Below are 24,035 nucleotides of genomic sequence, written 5' to 3' on the forward strand. Positions count from 1 at the left end.
CTGTTTGATGCCTGGGATCTATGTTCCCGCCAAGATTGCTAACCAATGGAATTGAAATTTTTGCATTTATCTAAAAAGTAGGTATACTAGACTACCTACTTTTATTTTGCATTGAGCCATATGGAACCGTCATTAAAGAAGCCGAAGAAAAGCGCCAGGGACCGTTTACTGGAGGCCGCGACTGGTCTTTTCTACAACGAAGGAATTGCGGCGGCTGGTATTGATCGCATTGTGGAAAAAGCTGGAGTTGCCAAGAAAAGCCTATATAACAACTTTTCCTCGAAGGCGGAGTTGGTAACCACGTATATCGAGTTCAGGCATGCGGAGTGGCTGGATCTTTACAGAAATCGGGTGGAGCAGGTGAGTACGCCTAAGGATAAGATTCTGAGCGTGTTTCTTGCCTATCAGGACCATGCCGAGTTTGCCTATGAGCACGGTTTCAGGGGATGCGGCTTGTTAAATGCGGCTGCCGAACTGCCTGCGGATGCGCCAGGCCGGGCGGCGGTGCGCAGACACAAAGAGCAGGTAGAAGATATTTTAAGAAATCACCTCACCGATTATCTCAAGGGGAACGCGGAGCAGGCAGCGCAATGGGCAACGCTCTTTTCCTTTTTGCTGGAAGGCGCAATGTCGCGGGCAGGTCTGGAAGGGCAGAGCAATCGTTTGGTTCAGGCCAGGGAAATGGCTGTAAAAATGATGGAGTCGCAGTGATTGCCAGCGCTAATGCCCGTTTGTCAGGTGTGTTGAGTGTTTTGATTGCGGCTATCCTCTGGGGAACAACGGGGACTGCGGCCTCTTTTGCGCCTGATGTCAGTGCTGCTGCCATTGGTTCGGCAGCGATGGGTATTGGGGGATTATTACAGGCAGCCATCGCATATAGTGTGATCGCAAAACATAGAGCCCACTTACTTCGTCAATGGCGATTGCTTGTGGTGGGGGCGCTTGCCGTCGCCGTTTACCCATTGGCGTTCTACGCATCCATGCGTCTTGCCGGTGTGACGATCGGAACCGTTGTGACGATTGGTTCTGCGCCGCTATTGTCAGCACTTATCGAAAATCGAATGGACGCATTACGTCTTACCAAACGCTGGGCGTGTGGTGCGGCATTTGGACTGATTGGTATGGTGCTGATTTGCCTTGCTGAAGGCGGCGGGCACAGCCATAACGGTTTGGCGTCATCAACATTTGCGGGCGTTTTGCTTGGTCTGGCCGCCGGGTTTACCTATGCCTTGTATTCCTGGGCCGCCTGGCGGATGATGCAGCAAACACTTCCTTCCAGGGCGGTGATGGGTTCGATGTTTGGTATTGGCGGGCTCATGCTCATGCCTGTGCTGATTGTGACCGGGGCACCCCTGCTGGCTTCTGTGACGAATTTTGGTGTCGGCGCATATATGGCACTGGTGCCCATGTTCTTGGGGTATGTCTGCTTTGGCTACGGCCTGGCACGGATCAGCGCCAGTACCGCAACCGCCATTACCCTGTCGGAACCGGCCGTGGCCGCGGTACTGGCCGTTGTGATTGTGGGCGAGCGCCTTGACATGGCAGGCTGGATTGGAGTCGGGCTGGTTATTGGCAGTTTGCTGGTGATTACGTGGCCAACAACGACGACTTATTCCGACATCAGCGAGGTGGGTGGCGGTGCATCGGCCGGCATCGGGGGCGCACCCTTGTAATACCCCTGGTAAACGCCGCAGCCGGAGAGTGCAAGGAGAATAGCGGATAGGGCTAATATTTTTTTCATGATGACCGGTGCCTGGATGGGGGAGAATGCTTTGATGCTTCCGCGATGGTTTTGCGAGGGCAGAAAAAGTGACGCCCCGCCGGGCGACAAACAAACCCGGAAGGGCGAAGCAATTAATCGAAGGGTAAGGGGACAATTAATTGCATAGGCAGATATTAACCGGTCAATCACCCGTTGTCAAAATAAAAATTGCAACTGACATGAAAGTGCGGACGACATGCCACACAGGCACCGGCGTGCTTGAATGACGTTTACCTGTGCAACAGGTGTTAGAAGCTGTCAGCAGTTGGCGGGTAAGTTGCCAGTGAGAAATCGTTGCGAATTGCTATCGAAAAGAACGAAGATAGAGATAAATGGATGAAAATACAGGGGCGAATTGGCCGAAAGAAGGCTGGCGTCGGCCACGGAATTACACGATAAACTAATAATTCAATTACAGGATAAACTAGTAATTCCATGACCGCTGAAATGCCTGGCAGTTAGCCACCCAGGGTTAGGATCAAAATAAGAATAGCAATTGAAATTAAACATATTTGCTTTGATTGATACAATAATATATCAAATATCCCTATTTCCAATCACCGAGAGCCAGCCTTGTTGAACACGATTGTGATGTTGAAATACAAACGCCATACTATTGGCCGGGAGCACTCATGATCCAGGGACAGACCGGATCATGAGTGACGCCGCGAGCTCGTCGTTTTTAAGTCTGAATGCGCAGCAAGCCATTCCTCGTGGTGCGTGGACGCTTGCCAACTATGCGCAGATCAGCGATGGCGTTGCCAGGGTGCTGGCGCAAAAGCCAGTGATAAACACGTGTGATCTGGCTGCCCTGGACGAACTGGATACGGCGGGTGCGCAACTGCTGGTGCGGTTGCTGGGACCCGATATGATTCGCAGCCTGGATGCACAGCAGACGCACCTGTCGCCAGAGCGGCTGGCCTTGCTCGCGCGGGTTGCTTTATCTTTGTCTCAGGATGATCCTGACGCAGATCGGAGCCCAAGCCGGGTCGGAGCCATAAGACATGTGCTGGCGCGTATCGGTGAGGGAGCCGAGCGTTTCTATACCAAAACGGTTGCCCTGATCGGCTTTATTGGCGTGATTCTGGAGGCGCTCCTGCGCAATCTGCTGCATCCCCGCCAATGGCGCGTGACATCAATGGTCGCGCAGATAGAGGAAACGGGTCTGAACGCGGTGCCGATCGTGGCGCTGCTCACGTTCATGGTGGGGGCCGTGATTGCGTTTCTGGGGGCGACGATTCTGGAGAGTTTTGGCGCCAGTATTTATACCGTCAATCTGGTGGCATTTTCTTTTTTGCGTGAGTTTGCCGTACTGCTGACGGCGATTCTGATGGCGGGTCGCACTGCCAGTGCCTTTACGGCGCAGATCGGCTCCATGAAAGCCAATGAAGAGATCGACGCGCTACGTGCATTGGGCTTAAACCCCACTGAGCTGCTGGTGATACCCCGCGTGCTGGCGATGATGATCTCGCTGCCGTTGCTCACGTTTGTGGGTATGGTGGCGGGCATGGCCGGCGGGGCGGTAGTCTGCGCGGCCACCCTGGATATTTCACCCACACTTTTCATTGCCATGATTCAGCAGAATATCGGTATCAGCCATTTTCTGCTGGGCATGGCCAAAGCGCCCCTGTTTGCATTTTTGATCGCCGCGATTGGATGTAATGAAGGCTTTCTGGTTAGCGGCAGTGCGCAGTCTGTTGGCGAACATACCACCTCCAGCGTGGTGCAATCCATTTTTGTGGTGATTTTTCTGGATGCCGTGGCCGCCCTGTTCTATATGGAGATGGGATGGTAGCGACGGCAGACTCCAGAACGACACAAAAGGAGGAGGCGGTCATCCAGGTACGCGGCCTGGTCAATCGCTTTGGCAGCCATGCGGTACATGAAGGTCTGGATCTGGATGTGTATAAGAAAGAAATCCTCGGTATCGTGGGTGGATCGGGCACCGGGAAATCGGTGTTGCTGCGAAGTATTGTCGGCCTGCGACGTCCCACAAGCGGGGATGTTCATGTGTTTGGGCAGAACCTGAGTGCGCTGGACGAACTGGCGCGCTCGAAGGTGGAACGCAGGCTGGGCGTGCTGTTTCAGCAGGGGGCATTGTTTTCTTCATTAACCGTCATAGAGAATGTCGCGTTACCGCTGATCGAACATGCCGGCCTGAATCGGCAGCAGGCTGAAGGCCTGGCTCAGATGAAAATCGCCCTGGCAGGATTGCCCGCCAACGCCGCGCAAAAATTTCCGTCGGAACTGTCGGGCGGTATGGTCAAACGCGCGGCTCTGGCGCGTGCGCTGGCGCTGGATCCGGGTATTCTGTTTCTGGATGAACCCACGGCCGGACTGGACCCGATAGGGGCAGCGGCCTTCGATCAACTGATTCTGACGCTGCGCGATGCACTTGGCCTCACGGTTTTTCTGGTGACACATGACTTGGATACGCTTTATGCCATATGTGATCGCGTTGCCGTGCTGTCGCAGAAAAAGGTGCTGGTGGCCGATCGCATCGACGTCGTGGCGGCAACCGACGATGCCTGGATTCAGGAATATTTTCATGGCCCCCGGGGAAGGGCGGCGCAACAGGCAAAAGAAGCCTTTACGCAGGAGCGTATCTAGATGGAAACACGTGCACATCATGTTCTGATAGGCCTGTTTGTGGTTATTTTATCGGCGGGTGCGCTTTTGCTGGCACTGGCGCTCAGCAGGCCTGATTCGAATCTGTCCTATACCTATTACAAAGTCGTTTTCAATGAGGCGGTTAGCGGTCTGTCACGCGGAAGTGCTGTGCAATATAGTGGCATCAAGGTGGGGGATGTGTCCGAGCTGGCGCTGGATGAAAAGGATCCAAGCAAGGTACTGGCACGGATTCGGGTTGAAGGCAGGATCCCGATCAAGACCGACACCCGCGCGATTCTGGCTGTGACCGGTATTACCGGCGTAGCCGCGATTCAATTGTCTGGCGGCACACCCGACAGTCCGCGGCTTGTGGGTGAAGATGGGGAAGATCCGGTGATTATTGCCAGTCGTTCCCCTCTGTCCCGATTATTCGAGGGCGGGGGCGATATGATGAGCAACCTGAATGAGCTGGTGCTGAATGCCAAGCAGATTCTCACACCCGAAAATAGCGAGAACATCCGTCGCACGCTGGCCAATGTGGAAAGCCTGACAGGTTCACTGGCCCAGCCAGACGGGCAGGTATCCACATTGATGAAAGAGCTGACGCAAGCGGGGCGTGATGCACAGACCACATTGCAGTCGACCAATGCGCTTATCGGCAGTGCCGATCGTTTGCTCACGGATCAGGGTGGGGCCATGCTGACCAGTGTCCGTAAGGCAATGGTGTCGCTGGAACGAACCAGCGCACAGGTGGAACGATTGCTGGGTGCCAATCGGGGGGCGCTGAACAGCGGCATGCAGGGCTTGAATGAACTGGGCCCGGCTTTGCAGCAACTGCGTGGCGCGCTGGCAGCGATTCGCGCCATTGCCGGCCAGTTGCAGGAAAACCCCAGCGCGTACCTGTTCGGTCAAAAAACCATCAAGGAGTTCCAGCCATGAAACGCATCCTCAGCAACTGGCGACCACTAGCCATCGCCTGCGCATTAAGCGCCCTGGGCGCATGCTCTATCCTGCCGGAAACCCCCAGCCGTGATAATTATCGTTTGCCGCCAACCACGCTGATAGCGCCGCAGCATAGCGGCGCGTCCATTGGTCATTCCCTGCAGGTTAGTACCCCGCATGGCGGGCGCATGCTGGAAGGCCTGCGTATGATGGTGATTCGTCAGGATAACCAGCTCAATGTTTATAAGGGGGCGCAGTGGATAGATCCTGCGCCGGTCATGCTCCGTGATCGTCTCCTGGATGGGTTTTATGCAGACGGGCGGATCAGGTCTGTTATCCGCGAAGCGGAGGGCCTGTCGCCCGATCTGGAGTTGCGCAGCGACTTGCGTCAATTTCAAGTGGAATACCGGGAGAATCGCCCGGTCGTGGTGATTCAGCTGGATGCCGATCTGATTTCCCCCTCGGCCCGCCGCACTGTTGCCAGCCGTCGTTTCTCAATTGCCCAGCCGGCTGCAGGAGAGCAGGTACCAGAGATCGTTCAGACGTTTGGGATGGCGACCGACCAGCTTACCCAGGAGGTGGTGCAATGGTCGGTTGGGCAGGCTGCAGGGCCGCGGCGTTAACTTGGCCGGGCTGAACGGTATTCTGATGCCCATATCCTCTATCTATCGCCGTTGCATAGTTAGACCTTCTGCCAATCACCACAGCAGCATCTGCTGAAAACCTTCTTTTCGATGTACTGCAGTTTGACAAGGTTGAACCCGACCCGCTTCGTCAATGGTGCCCGCTGTTGCAGGCAGAATGGCCACATCTGAAACTGCTAGCGGTCGGCAGTAGTCGCCAGGATAGCGTGGCGGCTTATGCGGCCACTGGCGTACATGCATTGGTGATCAGCAGCCTGTATTTTGGTCCGCTCGCAGATATTGGGGTGAAGATTGAGCCCAGGTGAGTTCGCATTTTGCCTGCAGGTCAAGCGCTGAGTGGGCCATGGTACTGCTCTGCGGAGGGCGTTCGTGCTCGCCGATATGGAATGGCCTCTAAATTTCATCCGCAATCTCTAACCGTCTCACGGTAATAGCAAACATACGCTGCTTCTGTCTTGTTCAGGCATTCATAGTTGTTTTATGAAAATTATTGTACTAATATATTGTAGTACAATAATGAATGAACTTTCATCACATATCTGATGTGGTGAAAGTGCTTTTAATCAAGAGAGGTAGTTAAATTGAACGCTCAATACCTGATTTCCAACTTTTCCAATGGATTTTCCAGTGAAAGCCTGTCGGAAAGCCTGGTCATACGAATTGCGTCGACGTTTTTGGATACATATGCGGTGGCGCTTGGGGGGCAAAGCGAACCGGCCAGCCAGGCGGCAAGACAGTATTTGGACGCATCAGGTTCAGCGTTGCCAGGCGTCACAACCGTCTGGGGTACACAACGCAAAGCGTCACCGGAAGTCGCCGCACTCGTCAATGGGATCGCGGCGCATGTGCTTGACTATGATGATGTAAGCAGTCCCTTGCGTGGTCACCCCAGCGTTGTTCTGTGGCCTGCATTGGCTGCGATTGGGGAATGCACAGATCTGCCCGCTGTCAAAATGGCCAGTGCATATATTGTGGGTTTCGAGGTAATGCTCAAGCTGTCACGTGGATTCGCTATTTCACAGTATGCGGCCGGATGGCATACCACGGCGTCTATCGGGATTATCGGTGCGACGGCAGCGTGTGCGCATCTTTTGGGGCTCAGTATTGCTCAAACCAGTCACGCCATAGGTTTGGCAGTAGCCCAGGCTGGCGGTATTCGTCAGAACGTGGGAACGCAGGCCAAATCGTTTCAGGCAGGTCATGCGAATGCAGCAGCGGTACGTGCGGTCCTGATGGCCCAGGCGGGTTTCGAGTCTTCACCGGAAGCATTGGACGGCGCCTTTGGGTATTTTGCCCTTTATGCGCAAGATAGAGATGTCGGTCATGAGCTCGCGTCGCTTGGAAAAGAAACGCTGGAGTTTGAGCGTATTGGTGTGGACGTAAAAAAATATCCAATGTGTTATGCCACGCACCGGGCGCTGGATGCGCTTGCAGACTTGCTGGCGAAAGATGCGATCCATAGCGACGATATAGAGTCAGTCACAGTGCGAACGAGTGCAGGCGCTTTGATTCCTCTTGTGCACCCTATGCCGGAAAAAGCGCTGGAAGGGAAGTTCAGTATGCAATACGGAATTGCGGCCATGCTGCTTGACGGACAGGTTTGTCTGTCGAGCTTTACCGATGCTGCGGTTGGCAGGTCTTCGGTCAGAGCCTTGATGCAACGTATGACCGTCATGGAGACGGATGCTCCCCCCACACCGCGTTGGGCAGAAGTGAGTATTCGTACAAAAAATATGGCCACATATACACAGAAAAATGAAATATTGCGAGGTTCAGCGGATGCGCCCATGTCAGATAGCGACATGTTGCGAAAGGTGAAAGATTGTCTGGCATGGGGCAACAGCAACGTCGATGGCACAAAGTTATGTGATGCGGTGATGAGACTGGGAGAGGGGCAATCAAAGCAGTATCTTCAGCGGATATATGAAATGCCCTCGTTGTAACTCATTTCTAAAAAAATATTGGCGCGTTTATTCTGAAAAAGATGCGGCCTAAAAATCAATGATTGGAGACAAGTATATGAACCTTAAGAAATGTTCGAGAATATTATTTCTGACGCTTAGTGGAACTCTGGGGGTGATAACGGCGGCTATTGCTGCGTTTCCCGATAAACCCGTTACTGTCATGGTGCCTTATCCAGCGGGAGGAGGAACAGATGCGCTTGCACGGAAGCTGGCCCGTGCTTTGTCAGATTACTGGAAAGTACCCGTGGTTGTGGAAAACGCAGGCGGCGCGGAAGGACAGATTGGCACTCAGCGTGTGCTCAATGCGCCAGCCGATGGTTACACCCTCTTGTTTCAGATCAGTCAGATGTTGTTGTGGGATAAAACCGTGCCGAACAACAAAATCGATGTTGTGAATGATTTTCGTTATGTCTCGAAAATTCAGACTTCACCATTGGTCTTTGGTATTGCTGCAAAGCTCCCGGTACATGATTTTGAGGAGTATGTGGCGTGGTGCAAGTCCAATGAGTGTGCCTGGGGCTCGGGAAGTGCGTATGCGCAGCTCATTGGCAAGCAGTTAATGGCTGAAGTCGGACTATCCAATGCCGTTAACATCCCCTATCGAGGGACGGCGCCGATGATGACCGATGTGTTGGGCAGGCATATTGCAATGGCGGTTCCTGCCGTCACATCGAGTCTGGGGCAAATTAAGGGCGGTGCATTCAGGCCGCTGGCGGTAGGATCGACAGAACGGTTCGATCAGTTGCCCGACGTTCCGACACTGGCCGAGCTTAAATATCCGGTACTGGGCGAGACGTGGTACGGTCTCCTGGTTGCCAAAAAAACGCCAGAGCCTGTTTTTGAACGCATTGTGGACGCGGTCAAGGCAGCGTCAGTCGACGAAGGTCTGCAGGCGCAAATACGGGCTGAGGGCGGCAAGCCTGTGTTCAATGCCCCCGACGTGTTCCAGCGCGAAGTGGAGCAGGAAAGCAAACAGCTCAATACGTTGCTGGATAAATATTGGTCGTCGCAAGACTAATCACGAGTCTTATTCAAAGCCTGTTTCTTTAAGGAAAAATATCGGGTAATTTCATTACCCGTTCGGCTGCATTGACCAGGTGTTTTTGCATCAGGCGCTCAGCGAGTTTTGCATCGTGTGCAAGCATTGCTGTTGCAATTTGGCTATGTTCTTTCTTTGAACTGGTGATGTAGTCCCGATCCAGCGAGCCACGGATTTGAAATTTGACAAACGGCAGTTGCATTTGTTCGACCAGACTTTGCAGCTTCTGATTATCGCAAAGTCGCAGAATCGTGCTATGAAATTTACTGTTCTCTTCCGAGAAGTTCGCTATTTCTTCCGGGGCGCCACTTGCGATCTGTTCCAGCATTTGATGCTCTGCCTCAAGGCCGAGTGTTTCCAGATTTTCAGTTGCGAGCCTGGCAGCAAGACCCTCGATAACCTGCCTGATCAAAAACAAATCGTGGATCTGCTTTCTGGAAAATTTTTTGACAATCGCACCCTTGTTCGGCACGACGTCAATAAACCCTTCGGCGCCCAGTCTTCGGAATGCTTCACGTAATGGTCCGCGACTAACGCCGTAATCCTTGACCAAGTCGGTGGCAACAAGGCGTTGGCCTGGTGCAAAAGTGCCATTCTGGATGGATTTTTTTAGCTGATTGAATAGTTGTTCGACCGTATTGCCATGCAGTTTGGACGAAGAAGACGGTGTTGCCGACATGGATGCTGACTCTAATGAAAAAAGGTTAACCGGCTCGCCCATACAGGAGAACGGCGGCAAATGCAGTTAAGTATTTTACTACGATATTGTAGTATCTAATATAAACATTGATTGTAGGACAATATAGGGATACAATAATTTAAATCAAAACTAAATAGCCATTTTTGGTCTGGAGTTTCCGTGAATAAATCAGCGACATCTTCGCAAGCAGAGCAGCGGGCCGTACCCTGCGTCATCCTACGAGGCGGTACGAGCAAAGGGCTCTATTTCCATGAGGAACATGTGCCGGCGCCTGGTGAACAAAGAGATCACTTTCTGCGAGCTGTCATGGGCAGTCCGGATATCCTTCAGATCAATGGCCTGGGCGGCTCCCGCCTCATTACTTCCAAAATTGCAATTGTGAAGCGGTCCGAACGTGATGATGCCGACATTGACTACACCTATGCGCAAGTTGTGCCTGATCGTGATGTGGTCAGTTATGCCGGCAATTGCGGCAATATTTCTTCCGGTGTGGGCTCGTTTGCCATTGATGAAGGTTTGGTGGAGGCTCTGGAGCCAATCACCCAGGTGCGTATATTCAATACAAATACGCAGAAAATCCTTGTTGCGCATGTGCCGGTCTCCGGTGGAATGGCCAGAATTCACGGCAACTTTGCTATTCCTGGCGTACCAGGAACGGGTGCCGAAATATTCATGGATTACCGCCAAACCGCGGGAGCCAAAACAGGACGATTGCTGCCTACCGGGAGCCCTCAGGATGTCATTGGATTGGATGATGGTACCCGACTGAATGTCACGCTGGGAGACCTGGCTAATCCCTGCGTTTTCATGCGAGCCCAGGATCTGGGGCTGTCCGGCAACGAAATGCCAGAGCAAATCAATGAAAATACATCACTTCTTACCCGGCTAAAGGAAGTAAGGGGCAAAGCGGCGGTATTGGCCGGGTTTTGCCGCGACTGGACAGAAGCAGAAAAAAAATCACCAAGCCTGCCGCTGGTCGTTATTGTTGCGCCGTCTGAAGATTATTCAGATATGAATGGCAAGGCCGTTGCTCAAAACGACATGGATCTCAGGGCGAGGCTGGTTTTCTACAATAAATGTCATGAGAGCATGGCAGGAACGGGTTCAATGTGCACGGCTGCAATGTCCAGAGTGCCAAATACGATTGTGAATCTGACGGCGCGAAACACTGACGGCGATACGTTGCGCATTGGTCATCCATTGGGGGTGATGCATGTCGTTGCAGATGCGGCGTACGATGCGACGCAGGAGTCAGTCAGGTTCACGCGTTTGGGCTTTAGCCGCACCGCCCGACGGATTATGAGCGGTAATGTCTACATACCCAATGAACAGGTATCTGGCGACAATGAGTGATGGACAGAAAGATGGATATGAATTTGATGTTAATTGGAGAAACAGAATGACTAAAGCGTCCGAGCAATTTCGCGCGCTCCTTGCAACTGGGGAAATGGCGGTCGCGCCAGGTGTTTATGATGGCCTGACAGCCCGCCTTGTTGAGCAGGCCGGCTTTCCTGTTGTGTACATGACCGGCGCAGGTACGTCTGCGGCCAGAGGTTATCCGGATTATGGTTTGCTGACCATGACTGAAATGGTAGAGGCTGCAGGCGTGCTGGCTCGAACGGTCAGGATTCCGGTTATCGCAGACGCGGATACAGGTTATGGCAATGAATTGAATGTCACGCGCGCGGTCCGCGAATTTGAAATGCGTGGCGTGGCAGGTATTCACATTGAGGACCAGGTCTTTCCAAAGCGCTGTGGGCATTTGGATGGCAAGGAAATTGTTTCGACAGAAGATTTTCTGGCGAAAATTCGCGCTGCCGTGGCGGCGCGTGAAGACGATCGATTTTGTATTATCGCCCGTACTGATGCACGTGCCGTTACAACATTCGAGGAAGCGATTACCAGAGCCAATCTGGCGCTCGAAGCGGGTGCGGATCTGATTTTTGTTGAGGCGACGCAATCGTTTGAGGAATTTAAGCGGGTGCCCCAACTGGTAAAGGGACCGTGTCTGATCAATATTGTCAAGGGCGGCAAGACACCTGACATATCTCTCGCCGATGCGGCCGAAGCGGGCTATCGGCTTGCCATATTGCCGAGTCTGCTATCGGTCGCCGTGATCGATGCATGCGAATCGGCCTTGACACAGCTGACTCAGACGGGCCTGCCGCCATCGTCGGCTGAAGGGTCTTCTTTGCGGGCACGTTTTCAACGCTTCCGGGCTGATGAATGGGATGCCCTGCGAACCCGTTTTCGTGGTGATGTCGTGCAGACCGATGAGCCCACGGACCAGAAGAGGGCGTGATAATGGAAGCGCGTACGTTACTGGATAAGCTCTGGGATAGCCATGTCATTCAGCAACATGAAAACGGCTGGGCGTTGTTGCATATTGATAGGCAGTTGCTCCATGACCTTTCGGGAACAGCAAGCCTGAATGCGTTATCGCATCGCGGTCTTGGCGTGCATAATCCTGAGCTGGTTTTTGCAACGCCGGATCATGCTGTGTCGTCTGCGCCTGGCAGGGATGCATGGACATACGAGACGGGGGGCAAGTTGTGGCAGCGCCTTCACAATCTTACCAGGCAGGAACACATCCATTTTTTCGATATCGGTCAGCCAGGGCATGGCATTGTTCATGTCATGGCGCCAGAGCTGGGGCTTGTACTACCGGGGCTCACCGTCATTTGTGGCGATAGCCACACCTGCACCAATGGTGCGCTCGGTGCATTGGCATTTGGTGTCGGTTCCTCTGAGCTTGCGCATGCGTTGGCCACGCAAACGCTGAAGCAGCGCAAACCCAAATCGATGCGAATTCGGTTTGAGGGCACGCTGAAAACAGGAGTAACGGCTAAAGACCTGATTCTATATACGATCGGTCGGTTAGGAGTCGCCGTCGGTACAGGGTATGCAGTCGAATATGCAGGACCTGTAATTGACCGGCTTGCCATGGAACAGCGCATGACCTTGTGCAATCTTTCTATAGAGCTCGGTGCAAAAATGGGTTTCATCGCACCTGATGAGACGACATTCGAATACATCAAAGGCAGCCAATATGCGCCTCGTGGAGACACGTGGGATCAGGCCTGTAAGTACTGGAGCACGTTGCATTCGGATGCCGACGCCCGGTTTGATCGCGAAGTCACCATTGATGCCAGCGAAGTCGGACAGATGATCACCTGGGGTATCAGTCCAGAGCATGTTATTCCCATTGACCAGAACATTCCGGATATTGATGAATGTGTAAATGAAAACGTGCGAACCGCTAGACAAACCGCAGCGGATTATATGGGTTTGGCTCTCGGTTCCTCGCTGGCAGGAACGCCGGTGGATCGCATTTTTATCGGTTCCTGTACCAATGCCAGGTTGTCCGATCTTGTTGAAGCAGCCCAGGTGATTCAAGGGCAGCACATCGCCGAGCATGTTACCGCCTGGGTCGTTCCTGGCTCTGAAACAGTTAAGCGTGAGGCACAGGCGCTGGGACTCGATACCGTGTTCAGGGATGCCGGCTTTGAGTGGCGGGAACCCGGTTGCAGTATGTGCGTGGCGGCCAATGGAGAAATCGGACGACCGGGAGAGCGGATAGTATCAACAACCAACAGAAATTTTGTCGGACGCCAGGGGCCGGCAGTACGCACGCATCTTGCCAGTCCGCGTGTCGCCGCCGCATGTGCACTTGCCGGTGTCATTACCGGCACAAGGGGAGTCTGAATGGAAAAAATCAGAATAATAGACGGCAGGGTAGCCAGTCTGCGCAGGGAGAATGTGGATACTGACACCATCATCCGCATTGAGCGGTTGAGTACGGTCGAAAAAAGCCAGCTCGGACAGTATGCTTTCGAGGCACTTCGTTATGACAAGAACAATGAGCTGGATCCGTCATTTCCCTATAACCAGCCAATGTTTGCGCATGCCCCGATACTGACCGCCGGAGCAAACTTTGGTTGTGGCTCCTCCAGAGAGGGCGCTGTCTGGTCGCTGGTCAGCCTGGGAGTCCGTTGCGTCATCGCACCGAGCTTCGGTGAAATATTCCACAACAATTGTTTTCAGAACGGCGTCTTGCCGATCGTTTTACCAGCCAGCGATGTTGCATTAATCGACGCGCGAACCAGCCAGGGCGACTCGCTGACAGTAAATCTGCAAACACAGCAGATACGGTTGCCTGATGGCCGGATCATTGAATTTGATATTGATGCGCGCAGACGCGACGCATTACTCGAGGGAAGAGACGATATTGCGCAAACATTGACGCAGGATGCCGAAATATGTGCCTGGCAAGCGCAGGACCGTGAAGCCAGGCCATGGGTCTGGCTGCAGAAACAGAAAGACTAGTAAATTCATCAACGGAGATATTGATGTACCCATTTTTCAGAAAAATTGCAACAGCCCTGTTTTCTGGTTGTCTGGCGTTGAGTCAGGCAGCTTACGCCCAGACCACATATCCTGACAAGCCAATAAAAATAGTCGTTCCTTATACAGCGGGCGCCAGTACAGATACGCTGGCCCGCATCATAGGAGAGTCTGTTTCCAAGCAGCTCAAGCAACCGGTCATCATCGAGAACAAGCCGGGAGCGGCCGGCATCATTGCCAGCAATTACGTAAAGCAGCAGAAACCGGATGGCTATACCCTGATGCTGACAACCGATGGCATCGCCTCCGTAAATCCTTCTTTATATAAGTCCGTATCGTACGACCCGGTACAGGATTTCACGTCATTGACCATGGCGGTGTCGGTGTCCAATGCGCTGGTGGTGCGCAACGATTCTGAGTTCAAGACCGTAGGAGACGTGGTCGACTATGCGAAGAAAAACCCGGAGAAACTGTCGTACGGCTCGGCGGGCGTCGGCAGCTCGTTGCATATCGCCGGTGAGCTGTTAAATGATACAGAGGGCATACACATTCTGCATGTGCCCTACAAAGGTGGTGCGGCAGAAATGAATGCTTTGCTGGGCGGTGAGGTCTCAATGATTTATGTCCCTATGGTCTCGGCGCTGAATTTTCAGTCAGCCGGTAAGGCTCGTATTTTGGGTATAGGCAGCAAACAGCGCAATCCCGCTGTGCCCGAGGTGCCGACTTTCAAGGAGCAGGGCGTTGATTACGATTCCGATACCTGGTACGGATTTGCGGCTCCGGCCGGAGTTGACTCTGCGGTGGTTCAGGTGCTGCATCAGGCAATAAAAACAGCGTTGGTCGATAATAAGTCGCGCCTGGAGGCGATGGGATTTACAGTCACTGCAAGCAGTCCGGAGGAGATGGACGACACGATCAGTGCCGGACTGGAACGATGGAAGCCGCTCCTGCAGAAAATTGACCTTTACCAGAAAATGTAAGCCAGGAGAAGTTACAGGTTCTGAAGCTAATGTGATGCGATTGCGCTGGCTGGTCTGTTTGATCGGGAGCCAGTCGCCATGACATCTGGCATGGTTCGCTATCCAACGTCATGCACCAGATGGCTGGCAGACACCGTATTTAAATCTTCACCAGAAATCGCCATGACCATTCTGCTGCGTAACGGGGTAGCTCGAATCACGAGGTACTGTCATGGCTGCTGTTTACTATCGTAGAACGTACTTAAAACATGCGAGTTCTTTTTTTGTTGACGATCCGTTGTGAATAGTGGCGGGTGATCGGCTTGCTTGTGTGTCAATAATTATTGTGCGAACGGAGCTGCCGGAAATAGAGGCGCCGCTTTTAGTGTTTTTTTGAGGCCTGCTGCCGTTTAGTTCGCGGTTCAGCTGTTTCTGCCAATAGAGGATCGTGCACTATATGCCCGGCACTGAGTGTGTCGATGGCGTCACCAGGGATTTCCATCAGGATTCGACTGTGCTGCGGTAGCATATGCGCCGTGACATGCATCACCGGCCGTCCGCCCTTGTCGTGCATTAAGCGTGTCAGGCGAATCAGCGCAGTGCTGAGTTCGCAATGGAGCAATCCGGCCTTGTAGGGATCCGCTGACTCGGCGCTGATTTCCTGTACCACGCGGCCAAATTCAACGCCATGCGCCATCACGATCTTGTACATTGCGTGCTTTTTAAGTGTTGCGGCGGTGACGCCGACAGCGGCGTCTCGACGTACCCAGGCTTCGGTGAGCATCGCCGGTGTTTTTCCCAGCAGGCGCATCCGAACGGCGCGAACCGCCAGATCTTCTCGCGGTATCTGCATCACGGCGCTGACCCAGGGCGGTGGGGCAACGGTTTCCACCGTGATTACCTGTACATCGGTTGTTTGGGCGTTCTGCCGAAGTTCGTCCACAAAACTTAAGGATGCAATATTCGCTCCGGTAGATAGGTTGGCCCGAACAAACGTGCCGCTGCCATGACGTCTTTGCACCAGTCCCTCTGCTTCAAGGTCGGCCAGGGCACGGCGCACCGTTGCGCGGGCTACACCAAATAACTTCACAAGCGCTTCTTCTTTGGGAAGTGCTGTTCCGGGCGCATATAGCCCCTGGATAATGCCATCGCGCAGTACCAGAAAGATTTGTTGGTGCAGCGCGGTGCCTTTGGCGCGAAGAAGATGAGATTCGGTTGTCATGGAAAAAGTATAGCAAATGCGAGACCGCTGTGACAGCAACATTTCTGGCATCAAACAGCTTGACGATAGTTGACTAGTTGTGCAATACTCTAGACAACTTATGGAGGCTAACTTGAATCCTGCACATTCGTTGAGACAGTTGCTCGCAAAGCCTGGAACATTAATTGCGCCTGGCGCGTATGATGCCATCGGCGTACGGTTGATCGAACAAGCCGGTTTTCTCGCGGCATACATGACCGGCGCAGGCACATCTCTTGCCAGGGGTTACCCGGATCTTGGTTTGCTTACCATGGGAGAGATGGTCGAAAATGCTGCAGCCATGGCTCGTTCTTCGCAGATTCCTCTGATCGCTGACGCGGATACAGGATTTGGCAATGAACTGAACGTGACACGTTGCGTCAGGGAATACGAGACACGTGGTGTTGCAGCCATTCATCTGGAAGACCAGATCATGCCTAAGCGTTGCGGACATACCGATGGCAAGGACGTGGTGTCTCGCGAAGAATTCATTAGTAAGATCCGTGCTGCGGTTGCCGCCAGGCAGAATCCTGCTTTCGTTCTCATCGCACGAACCGATGCTCGTGCGGTCGTGGGGTTTGACGAGGCAATCTGGCGCGCCAACGCCGCGCTGGCGGCAGGGGCCGATATTGCATTCGTAGAAGCACCACAAACAGCCAAAGAGGTTGCAGATGTGCCTAAGTATGTGCGAGGCCCTTGTCTGCTGAATATCGTACCGGGGGGGCGAACGCCGATAGACAGTTTGCGTGATACGGAAAAGGCCGGCTACAAACTTGCAATCCTGCCGGGATTTATGTTGATGGCGAATATTGATGCAGGCGATCAGGCGCTTGCGACACTCAAATCGACGATGATGTCGCCCGCAGCAAAGGGCAGCGTGACCGACGTGTTTCGTCGGTTCGGACTTGATCAGTGGAATGCACTAGCTACTCGCCTTACAGCGTCTGATGATGACAGCAGGTAGCGGAATGATGGGAACGAAGTCTCTTTTCGACAAGTTATGGGACGCTCATATCGTCCGTGACCTCGGTGACGGCTGGGCTCTGCTCCATATTGATCGTCACCTTCTTCATGATCTTTCAGGCCCGCCGGCACTTGCAAGCATTGCGAATAGGGGCATGCAGCTTCACCACCCCGATCTGGTCTTTGCAACGCCTGATCACGCGGTGTCCAGTCGCCCCGGACGTATCTCTACAACGTTTCCGCTGGGTGGTAAGCTGCACGGGGATCTGAGTCGTCTCAGTGCCGAAATGGGTGTCCGGATGTTTGATCTTGGCCAGCCCGGTCAGGGTATCGTACATGTCATGGGGCCTGAGCTAGGCATCGTGCTTCCGGGTCTGACCGTCATCTGTGGCGATAGTCATACCTGTACGAATGGCGGTATTGGTGCGCTGGCATTTGGCGTTGGTTCGTCGGAGAGTACCCATGCTTTGGCCACGCAAACATTGCGCATGCAAAAGCCCAGGCAACTTCGCATCCGCTGTACCGGCAGGCTTGGTCGTGGAGTGACAGCCAAAGATCTTGCGCTCCATATTATTGGAAAATACGGCACGGCTGCTGGCGTAGGGTGTGTCGTGGAGTTCTGCGGGCCGGCTGTCGAAGCGATGGCCGTAGAGGAAAGACTAACTCTGTGCAACCTTGCCGTCGAACTGGGTGCGCGTACAGGCATCATTGCGCCGGATGACAGAACATTTGCCTATTTTCGTGATAAGCCGTATGCGCCGACAGGTGAGTTGTTTAATCAGGCGGTTGACTACTGGCAGACTCTGTTTAGTGATGACCATGCTGTGTTTGATCGGGAAGAACAGGTGGACGTTTCAGATCTGCGCCCAACCATTACCTGGGGAACCAGTCCGGAACAGGCGATTACAGTGGATGGCTGCGTGCCCAGCCCTTGTGACATAGAAGACGAGGCTGAACGAAATGCGCTGGTTGCCACACTTGAATACATGGGGCTGGAAGCGGGGCAGCCGATTGTCGGAACTCCCATTGATTGGGTCTTCATTGGCTCATGCGCCAATTCGAGAATCACGGATCTTCGTGCTGCTGCTGAGGTCGTGCGCGGCAAAAAGGTATCTGCGTCCGTCACCGCCTGGGTGGTGCCCGGATCTGAAAATACCAAACGTGCTGCCGAAGCAGAGGGGTTAGACAGGATATTTCAGGCCGCTGGCTTTGTGTGGCGGGAGCCTGGCTGCAGTATTTGTGTTGCAGCGAATGGAGAGCAGATTCCTGCGCGGGAGCGATCGGTGTCCACGTCGAACCGAAATTTTGTTGGTCGACAGGGGCCGGGAGCCCGCACGCATTTGGCAAGCCCGGCGATGGCGGCCGCAGCAGCCATCGCTGGTGTCATTGTTGATGTGTCCGCAGTGTCCGAGGTTATGTCATGAGCCTGCAGCCATTTACTATCGTTACCGGTGCGGCACCTTATCTGCGACACACCAACATGGATACCGATGTGATCATCCGGATCGAGCGACTAACGTCACTCGGACGCGATCAGCTAGGGCCATATGCGCTGGAGGCGCTTCGCTATCTTCCGGATGGCAGCGAAGATCCGGCGTTCATCCTGAACCAGGAGCAATTTCGTGGCGCCCCTTTTATTCTTGCAGGGGAGAACTTCGGATGTGGATCATCCCGGGAAGGGGCGGTGTGGGCATTGCAGGGCATCGGCATCCGCTGCATCATCGCCCCCAGTTTTGGCGATATTTTCTACAGTAACTGCTTCCAGAACGGCGTTCTTCCAATTCGTTTATCGCTGCAACATATAGAGACGCTGGCAGCAGCGTGCCAGGACGGCGTGCCGTTGACCGTTGATTTAGAGCAATGCATCTTGCATGTCTCTGGTGCTTCCTCTATCCGGTTTGAGGTGGATGTGCTGCGTCGCGAGGGCCTTCTGCACGGGCTGGACGATATTGGCCTCACATTAAAGCACAACGCTGAGATTGTCGCCTGGCAACACAAGGACCGCCTGCGCCGCCCCTGGGCCTGGAATACGGTAGCGCGTACCGACACCCTCCCGCCATGATCATACGATTGAATATATAACACATGCTTGATCGCATAGAGCGTACTAAAACGAAAAGGAGACAACCTTGTTGCATCATTTTGAGCCACGCCAACGATCCCTGGCACAGCACTCAGGTACGCTTGGAACGAGCGCGCAAACTAGCGGAGCACTCCATTACGCAGACGCTGAAGCGATCACCCTGACTGATTATCACAATTGAAATGGAGGAATCAAATGTTGGGTTTAATGCAGAATCACCCACTATTGATCTCGTCGTTGATCGAATTTGCGGAACGCCATCATGGTGACGCCGTCATTGTCTCCAGGCGAGTGGAGGGGGACGTCCATCGATACACCTGGGCGGCCGCGGCGAGACGCGCCCGTCAGGTGGCCAAGGCCCTGGATGCAGAGCGACTGCTTGTTGGTGACCGCGTCGGTACCCTGGCGTGGAATGGGTATCGTCATCTTGAGCTTTATTACGGTGTCTCGGGATCCGGTCGGGTGCTGCACACGATTAATCCGCGCCTGCACGCCGACCAGATCGCATGGATTGTAAACCACGCCGAGGATCAGATTCTGTTTTTCGATGTGAACTTCTTGCCCATTGTTCAGGCGATCCACTCGCGCTGTCCGACCGTTAAGAAGTGGGTTGCGCTCTGTGAGAGCGATAGCGTTCCCGCGGACACGGCTATGTTCGGTCTGCAGAGCTATGAGAGCTGGATGGGTGCGCAGTCATCGGACTATGTATGGCCACGCATTGATGAGAATTCGGCTTCAAGCATGTGCTATACAAGTGGCACCACGGGTAATCCAAAAGCTGCGCTATACAGCCATCGGTCGACTTTGCTGCACGCCTATGCCGTCTCGCTGCCTGATGTAATGAATATTTCCGCGCATGACTCGGTGCTGCCGGTTGTACCCATGTTCCACGTAAATGCTTGGGGAATCCCGTATGCTGCAGCATTAACCGGCTGCAAGCTTGTGTTCCCGGGACCGGCACTTGATGGAAAAGCGGTGTACGAACTCATTGAAGCCGAGCAAGTGACTTTTGCTGCAGGTGTGCCAACGATCTGGCAAATGTTGTTGACGCACATGAAGCCCGCCGAGCTGCGGTTCTCGACACTCAAACGCACAGTGATTGGCGGTTCTGCTTGCCCACCGTCTATGATCCGTGCTTTCGGTCAGGATTATGATGTTGACGTGTTACATGCCTGGGGTATGACAGAGATGAGTCCGCTAGGCACGCTGTGTAATCTCAAGCACAAGCATCTTCTGCTTCCCCTCGAAAGGCAGGACGAGATCCGACAGAAACAGGGGCGCGCTATCTTCGGCGTAGATATGAAGATTGTCGACGAAACGGGTAACGAACTTCCCTGGAACGGGAAAGCCTATGGCGAACTGCTTGTTAAGGGGCCCTGGGTTATCAAGAATTATTTCAGCGACGAAACTGGCGACCCACTGATTTATGACTCGCAGAATCAGGGCTGGTTTCCAACGGGTGATGTGGCGACGATTGATGCAGACGGTTTTCTCAATATCACCGATCGCAGCAAGGATCTGATCAAGTCCGGGGGAGAGTGGATCAGTTCCATTCATCTCGAAAATATAGCAATGGCACATCCCGCCGTGCAAATGGCAGGCTGCATTGGTGTGCCTCATCCGAAATGGGATCAGCGTCCTGTTGTCATCGTGGTGACAAAGCCGGGAGCGACGCTGACAAGAGAGGAATTGCTAGCGTTTTACATAGGAAAGACGGCTAAATGGCAGATTCCCGATGACGTACTTTTTGTCGAATCAATGGCGGTAGGCGCGACCGGTAAGATCATCAAAAATCAACTGCGCGAGCAATTCAGGAACTATCAACAGCGGACACATTCATGACCAACCTTGTCACCCTTGAGGTCATGCTGTTTTATCAAATTACTTGTCATCACACTGGACACTCATCATGATCTCGTCTATTCAAAAAGCCAATGAACCAACTGACCCCACCGGACCTACCGGTATTCTCTGTAACTGGCTTGCTGCTTTTGAGCTGGACCAAACTTCTGCCATTGCACGAGAATGCGCCAGAGCTCTGACGCTCGACGGTATTGCATGTGCGATAGTGGGTGCCAGGCTACCCTGGTCGGTGACAGCTGCCAACATAGTACAGAAGTTTGAGGGCCTGGGTGATCGAACCATCGTTGGCTGGGGCACCAGAACCAGTGCTCCAGGAGCCGCCTTACTGAATGGAACATTCATTCAAGGCTTCGAGCTTGATGACTATCATCCACTGGCACCTTTGCATAGTACCTCGTTGGTATTGCCCGCCTTGTGGGCTGCCATTGAGGGGCAGCCTATGGTTTCCGGGCGACAATTTCTGGAAGCTGCGATGGCCGGATACGAAGTTGGCCCTCGTGTCGGCAAGGCGCTGCATGGTATTGAAATGTTATCGCGTGGATGGCATTCTGGTGCGGTGTTCGGAACCCACTCCGCAGCCGCAGCAGTGGGTAAGCTTCTGAAGCTGGATGCTGCGCGCTTCGAAGATGCGCTTGGCCTGGCTGGCACGCAGTCCGCTGGCCTGATGGCGGCACAGTATGAAGCGATGTGCAAGCGCATGCATCATGGATTTGCTGCACGTAATGGCCTGTACGCCGCCATGCTGGCAGAGGGTGGATATACGGGAATTAAACGCGTTTTTGAGCGTGAATATGGGGGATTCCTTTCCACGTTTGGCGAAGGCCACGAACCGGATGCCTCTCAGATTTGCAAGGACCTGGGGCAGCATTGGGAAGTGGAGCATATTGTCATCAAGCCCTACGCGGCAATGGGGGGTATCCACTCGCCGCTTGATGCATTGTTTGATGTGAATCGACAACGTGCGTTGAAGGCGGAAGAAGTGGCACGTATTGAGGTGGATGTATCTCATCCCGTCTACCATCACGGCTGGTGGACGCCGACACGACCTTTGACACCTGTGGGTGCGCAGATGAATATTGGTTACTGCCTGGCCGTCGCAGTGCTTGACGGCACGGCCATGATGCGCCAGTTTGCGCCTGCACGCATAGATTCTGACGATGTATGGGCGCTTATTCCAAAGATAGAGGTACGGCACGAACCAGCCTTCGACGTGGGTGGTGCCGCTCAGCGTTTTCAATGCCGTGTAGCGGTCACTTTCACTGATGGTGAGCGAATTGAAGTATTACGCCAGACTTCGCGCGCAATGGCCGCGAGGCAAAGTACCGACGAAGTGGCGGAGAAGTACCGATCTCTGACAGACGGGTTAATTGACAGGTCGCGCCAGCAGCAGATTGAGCAGATGGTGCGATGCATAGAAGAAGTGGATGACATCCGGGATCTTCTTGCTCTGTTGTCGCCTGTCGTCAAGCCCGTGTTTGATTAATTATAGCCTGGTCGCACTATGGCGGCTTGCAATCCTGGAGACTCTTATGAAGCCATTCTTCTTGAAGCACTCTTTGCTGGGCGTCATCTTTTGCGCCTGGCTGGGGCTGATGAATGTACCCGCTAACGCGGCGAACATCTGGCCTGAAAGACCGATCCGCTTAGTCTTGCCCTTCTCCGCGGGTGGTCCCGCAGACACGGTAACCCGACTGATTGCGCAGGGTCTGTCCCGGCAACTGAACCAGCCAGTCGTTGTGGAAAATAAGCCAGGTGCCGGCGGTATTATTGGGTCTGCATTGGTAGCGAAAAGTAAGCCGGATGGCTACACGCTTTTGGTGGCAGGAAACGGTTCGATTACCAATGTTTTGTTACGCAGTAAAATGCCCTACGAAGATGCAGATCTGGTGCCGGTGGCCAGTACACACACCTCACCATCTGTTATCGTGGCATCCGTGACGAGCGATTTCACTAATCTTACAGAACTGCGGGACAGCGCGAAGCGCAAGGGCGGCCTGAACTTTGGTACTGCAGGCGCGGGAAGTACAGGGCACTTCGTGGCCGAGATGATTCAGAAAGTGCTTGGGGTTCCCATTACGCTCGTGCACTACAAGAGCGGTTCTGAAACGATCAATGCGCTGATGAGTGGCCAGATTGATTTGGCCTCGGAGGCTCCGGTGGGGGTCAGTGGCTATGTAACCGGCGGAAAGCTGCGCGCGCTGGCTGTAACCGCAGGGGAGCGGTCATCCTTTCTGCCCGATGTACCCACTACATCGGAGCAAGGTTTTCCGGCAATAAGCATACAGCATTGGGGCGGGATCTACGCACCCAAAGGAACGCCGACGAATATCCTGGATCAGGTGGTAAGCGCCTTGCTTGCTGCATCGGAGGAGGACAATGGCGCACTCAGAACAAAACTGGAAGCGATGGGCAACGAGCCGATGATTGGATCGCGGCAGGACTTCGAGCGGTTTATTGCATCCGAAAAGGAACGACTTGGTAAGCTTATTCGGGAATCCAATATGAAGCTTGACTGATGCGATATTGCGCAAAGCCTGATAAATTCTTCAATCGCATCCGGTACTGCTGGCTGCACTCTGTACTGATAGACCGCCTGGATGCTGTTGTCAACCCTGGCATGCAGCTGATATCCGGACACCTTCAGTTTTAGCTTATCTACCAGATAGCCCTAACCGATTTCGCCATACGGACCGGTCATCGTGAATTCTCAGAAAATGTTCACGGTTACAAGATTTTATTCATATTTTGCTATTTTCTATAGATTTTGTTCACGAAAGGGATGGTAGCTCTCATGTCACGTGAGCAGATTTTTGCACGGCGGTGGTATTGCTGTGGGGATCACAGGCACAGCAAATTGGATTTTAAGTCTAGGCAACTGGTGATTCTTATAAATAAAATTTTGCCCAGACACAATGATGTGAT

22 protein-coding genes are annotated in these 24,035 nt (G+C 53.5%); 20 read left to right on the forward strand and 2 right to left on the reverse strand.

The window, feature by feature from the left end; all coding sequences use genetic code 11:
• The first annotated feature begins 120 nt into the window (after positions 1-120).
• The 9 genes from MIM_RS02210 to MIM_RS02245 all read left to right on the forward strand — a co-directional run bounded on the left by MIM_RS02210 (position 121) and on the right by MIM_RS02245 (position 8,940).
• Complete coding sequence (locus MIM_RS02210; RefSeq protein ID WP_025371129.1) at positions 121-711, forward strand: TetR/AcrR family transcriptional regulator; 591 nt, start codon at positions 121-123, stop codon at positions 709-711.
• Positions 708-1,673 (forward strand): DMT family transporter, encoded by a 966-nt coding sequence (locus MIM_RS02215; protein WP_169733353.1) that lies wholly within the window; start codon positions 708-710, stop codon positions 1,671-1,673. The genes MIM_RS02210 and MIM_RS02215 overlap by 4 nt, the downstream gene beginning before the upstream one ends.
• 744 nt (positions 1,674-2,417) lie before the next feature.
• The gene (locus MIM_RS02220; protein ID WP_025371131.1) at positions 2,418-3,557 is read left to right on the forward strand and encodes an MlaE family ABC transporter permease; all 1,140 of its coding nucleotides are present in this window, start codon (positions 2,418-2,420) and stop codon (positions 3,555-3,557) included.
• The gene (locus tag MIM_RS02225; protein WP_025371132.1) at positions 3,551-4,372 is read left to right on the forward strand and encodes an ABC transporter ATP-binding protein; all 822 of its coding nucleotides are present in this window, start codon (positions 3,551-3,553) and stop codon (positions 4,370-4,372) included. Before MIM_RS02220 ends, MIM_RS02225 begins: the two co-directional genes overlap by 7 nt.
• Positions 4,373-5,311 carry an MlaD family protein gene (locus tag MIM_RS02230; RefSeq protein WP_025371133.1) on the forward strand — a complete coding sequence of 313 codons (939 nt, stop codon included), beginning with the start codon at positions 4,373-4,375 and terminating at the stop codon, positions 5,309-5,311. It begins immediately after the preceding gene.
• Positions 5,308-5,937 carry an ABC-type transport auxiliary lipoprotein family protein gene (locus MIM_RS02235; RefSeq protein WP_025371134.1) on the forward strand — a complete coding sequence of 210 codons (630 nt, stop codon included), beginning with the start codon at positions 5,308-5,310 and terminating at the stop codon, positions 5,935-5,937. Before MIM_RS02230 ends, MIM_RS02235 begins: the two co-directional genes overlap by 4 nt.
• Positions 5,938-6,011: 74 nt before the next feature.
• On the forward strand, positions 6,012-6,263 hold the full coding sequence (locus tag MIM_RS23635; RefSeq protein ID WP_407638144.1) for a beta/alpha barrel domain-containing protein: 252 nt from the start codon (positions 6,012-6,014) through the stop codon (positions 6,261-6,263).
• Between the two features lie 276 nt (positions 6,264-6,539).
• The gene (locus MIM_RS02240) at positions 6,540-7,901 is read left to right on the forward strand and encodes an MmgE/PrpD family protein (protein ID WP_025371135.1); all 1,362 of its coding nucleotides are present in this window, start codon (positions 6,540-6,542) and stop codon (positions 7,899-7,901) included.
• A gap of 76 nt (positions 7,902-7,977) precedes the next feature.
• Positions 7,978-8,940, forward strand: a complete 963-nt coding sequence (locus tag MIM_RS02245) for a Bug family tripartite tricarboxylate transporter substrate binding protein (protein WP_158318686.1) — start codon at positions 7,978-7,980, stop codon at positions 8,938-8,940.
• Positions 8,941-8,968: 28 nt separating this feature from the next.
• On the opposite strand, the gene MIM_RS02250 is transcribed toward MIM_RS02245, so the two are convergent.
• The gene (locus tag MIM_RS02250) at positions 8,969-9,640 is read right to left on the reverse strand and encodes a GntR family transcriptional regulator (RefSeq protein WP_025371137.1); all 672 of its coding nucleotides are present in this window, start codon (positions 9,638-9,640) and stop codon (positions 8,969-8,971) included.
• 180 nt (positions 9,641-9,820) lie between these two features.
• Between MIM_RS02250 and MIM_RS02255 the strand changes: the two genes are divergently transcribed.
• From MIM_RS02255 to MIM_RS02275, 5 genes are read left to right on the forward strand one after another with little or no spacing between them, the layout of a single operon-like run.
• The gene (locus MIM_RS02255; protein WP_025371138.1) at positions 9,821-11,014 is read left to right on the forward strand and encodes a 2-methylaconitate cis-trans isomerase PrpF family protein; all 1,194 of its coding nucleotides are present in this window, start codon (positions 9,821-9,823) and stop codon (positions 11,012-11,014) included.
• A gap of 46 nt (positions 11,015-11,060) precedes the next feature.
• Positions 11,061-11,963 (forward strand): isocitrate lyase/PEP mutase family protein, encoded by a 903-nt coding sequence (locus tag MIM_RS02260; protein ID WP_025371139.1) that lies wholly within the window; start codon positions 11,061-11,063, stop codon positions 11,961-11,963.
• A gap of 2 nt (positions 11,964-11,965) precedes the next feature.
• Positions 11,966-13,366: a 3-isopropylmalate dehydratase large subunit gene (gene leuC, locus MIM_RS02265; RefSeq protein ID WP_025371140.1), complete on the forward strand. Its 1,401-nt coding sequence runs from the start codon at positions 11,966-11,968 to the stop codon at positions 13,364-13,366.
• The gene (gene leuD / locus MIM_RS02270; protein WP_025371141.1) at positions 13,367-13,987 is read left to right on the forward strand and encodes a 3-isopropylmalate dehydratase small subunit; all 621 of its coding nucleotides are present in this window, start codon (positions 13,367-13,369) and stop codon (positions 13,985-13,987) included.
• Between the two features lie 23 nt (positions 13,988-14,010).
• The gene (locus tag MIM_RS02275; RefSeq protein WP_025371142.1) at positions 14,011-14,985 is read left to right on the forward strand and encodes a Bug family tripartite tricarboxylate transporter substrate binding protein; all 975 of its coding nucleotides are present in this window, start codon (positions 14,011-14,013) and stop codon (positions 14,983-14,985) included.
• A gap of 361 nt (positions 14,986-15,346) precedes the next feature.
• Here the strand turns inward: MIM_RS02275 and MIM_RS02280 are convergent, their stop codons facing one another.
• Entirely contained in the window at positions 15,347-16,186 is an 840-nt protein-coding gene (locus tag MIM_RS02280; RefSeq protein WP_042070850.1) for a GntR family transcriptional regulator, read from the reverse strand.
• 112 nt (positions 16,187-16,298) lie between these two features.
• On the opposite strand from MIM_RS02280, the gene MIM_RS02285 reads away from it, so the two are divergent.
• The 6 genes from MIM_RS02285 (at position 16,299) to MIM_RS02310 (ending at position 23,629) form a co-directional block, all read left to right on the forward strand.
• Positions 16,299-17,168 (forward strand): isocitrate lyase/PEP mutase family protein, encoded by an 870-nt coding sequence (locus MIM_RS02285; RefSeq protein WP_025371144.1) that lies wholly within the window; start codon positions 16,299-16,301, stop codon positions 17,166-17,168.
• A 7-nt stretch (positions 17,169-17,175) separates the two neighbouring features.
• Complete coding sequence (gene leuC / locus MIM_RS02290; RefSeq protein WP_025371145.1) at positions 17,176-18,591, forward strand: 3-isopropylmalate dehydratase large subunit; 1,416 nt, start codon at positions 17,176-17,178, stop codon at positions 18,589-18,591.
• Between the two features lie 2 nt (positions 18,592-18,593).
• Positions 18,594-19,229, forward strand: coding sequence for a 3-isopropylmalate dehydratase small subunit (gene leuD / locus MIM_RS02295; protein WP_025371146.1), 636 nt, complete (start codon positions 18,594-18,596; stop codon positions 19,227-19,229).
• A 216-nt stretch (positions 19,230-19,445) separates the two neighbouring features.
• Positions 19,446-21,092, forward strand: a complete 1,647-nt coding sequence (locus tag MIM_RS02300; protein WP_025371147.1) for a 3-(methylthio)propionyl-CoA ligase — start codon at positions 19,446-19,448, stop codon at positions 21,090-21,092.
• 67 nt (positions 21,093-21,159) lie between these two features.
• On the forward strand, positions 21,160-22,596 hold the full coding sequence (locus MIM_RS02305; protein WP_042069872.1) for an MmgE/PrpD family protein: 1,437 nt from the start codon (positions 21,160-21,162) through the stop codon (positions 22,594-22,596).
• A 46-nt stretch (positions 22,597-22,642) separates the two neighbouring features.
• Complete coding sequence (locus tag MIM_RS02310) at positions 22,643-23,629, forward strand: Bug family tripartite tricarboxylate transporter substrate binding protein (protein ID WP_025371149.1); 987 nt, start codon at positions 22,643-22,645, stop codon at positions 23,627-23,629.
• The last annotated feature ends 406 nt before the right edge of the window (positions 23,630-24,035 follow it).

Origin of the sequence: Advenella mimigardefordensis DPN7, from assembly GCF_000521505.1 — a bacterium.
GTDB classification, from domain to species: domain Bacteria; phylum Pseudomonadota; class Gammaproteobacteria; order Burkholderiales; family Burkholderiaceae_B; genus Advenella; species Advenella mimigardefordensis.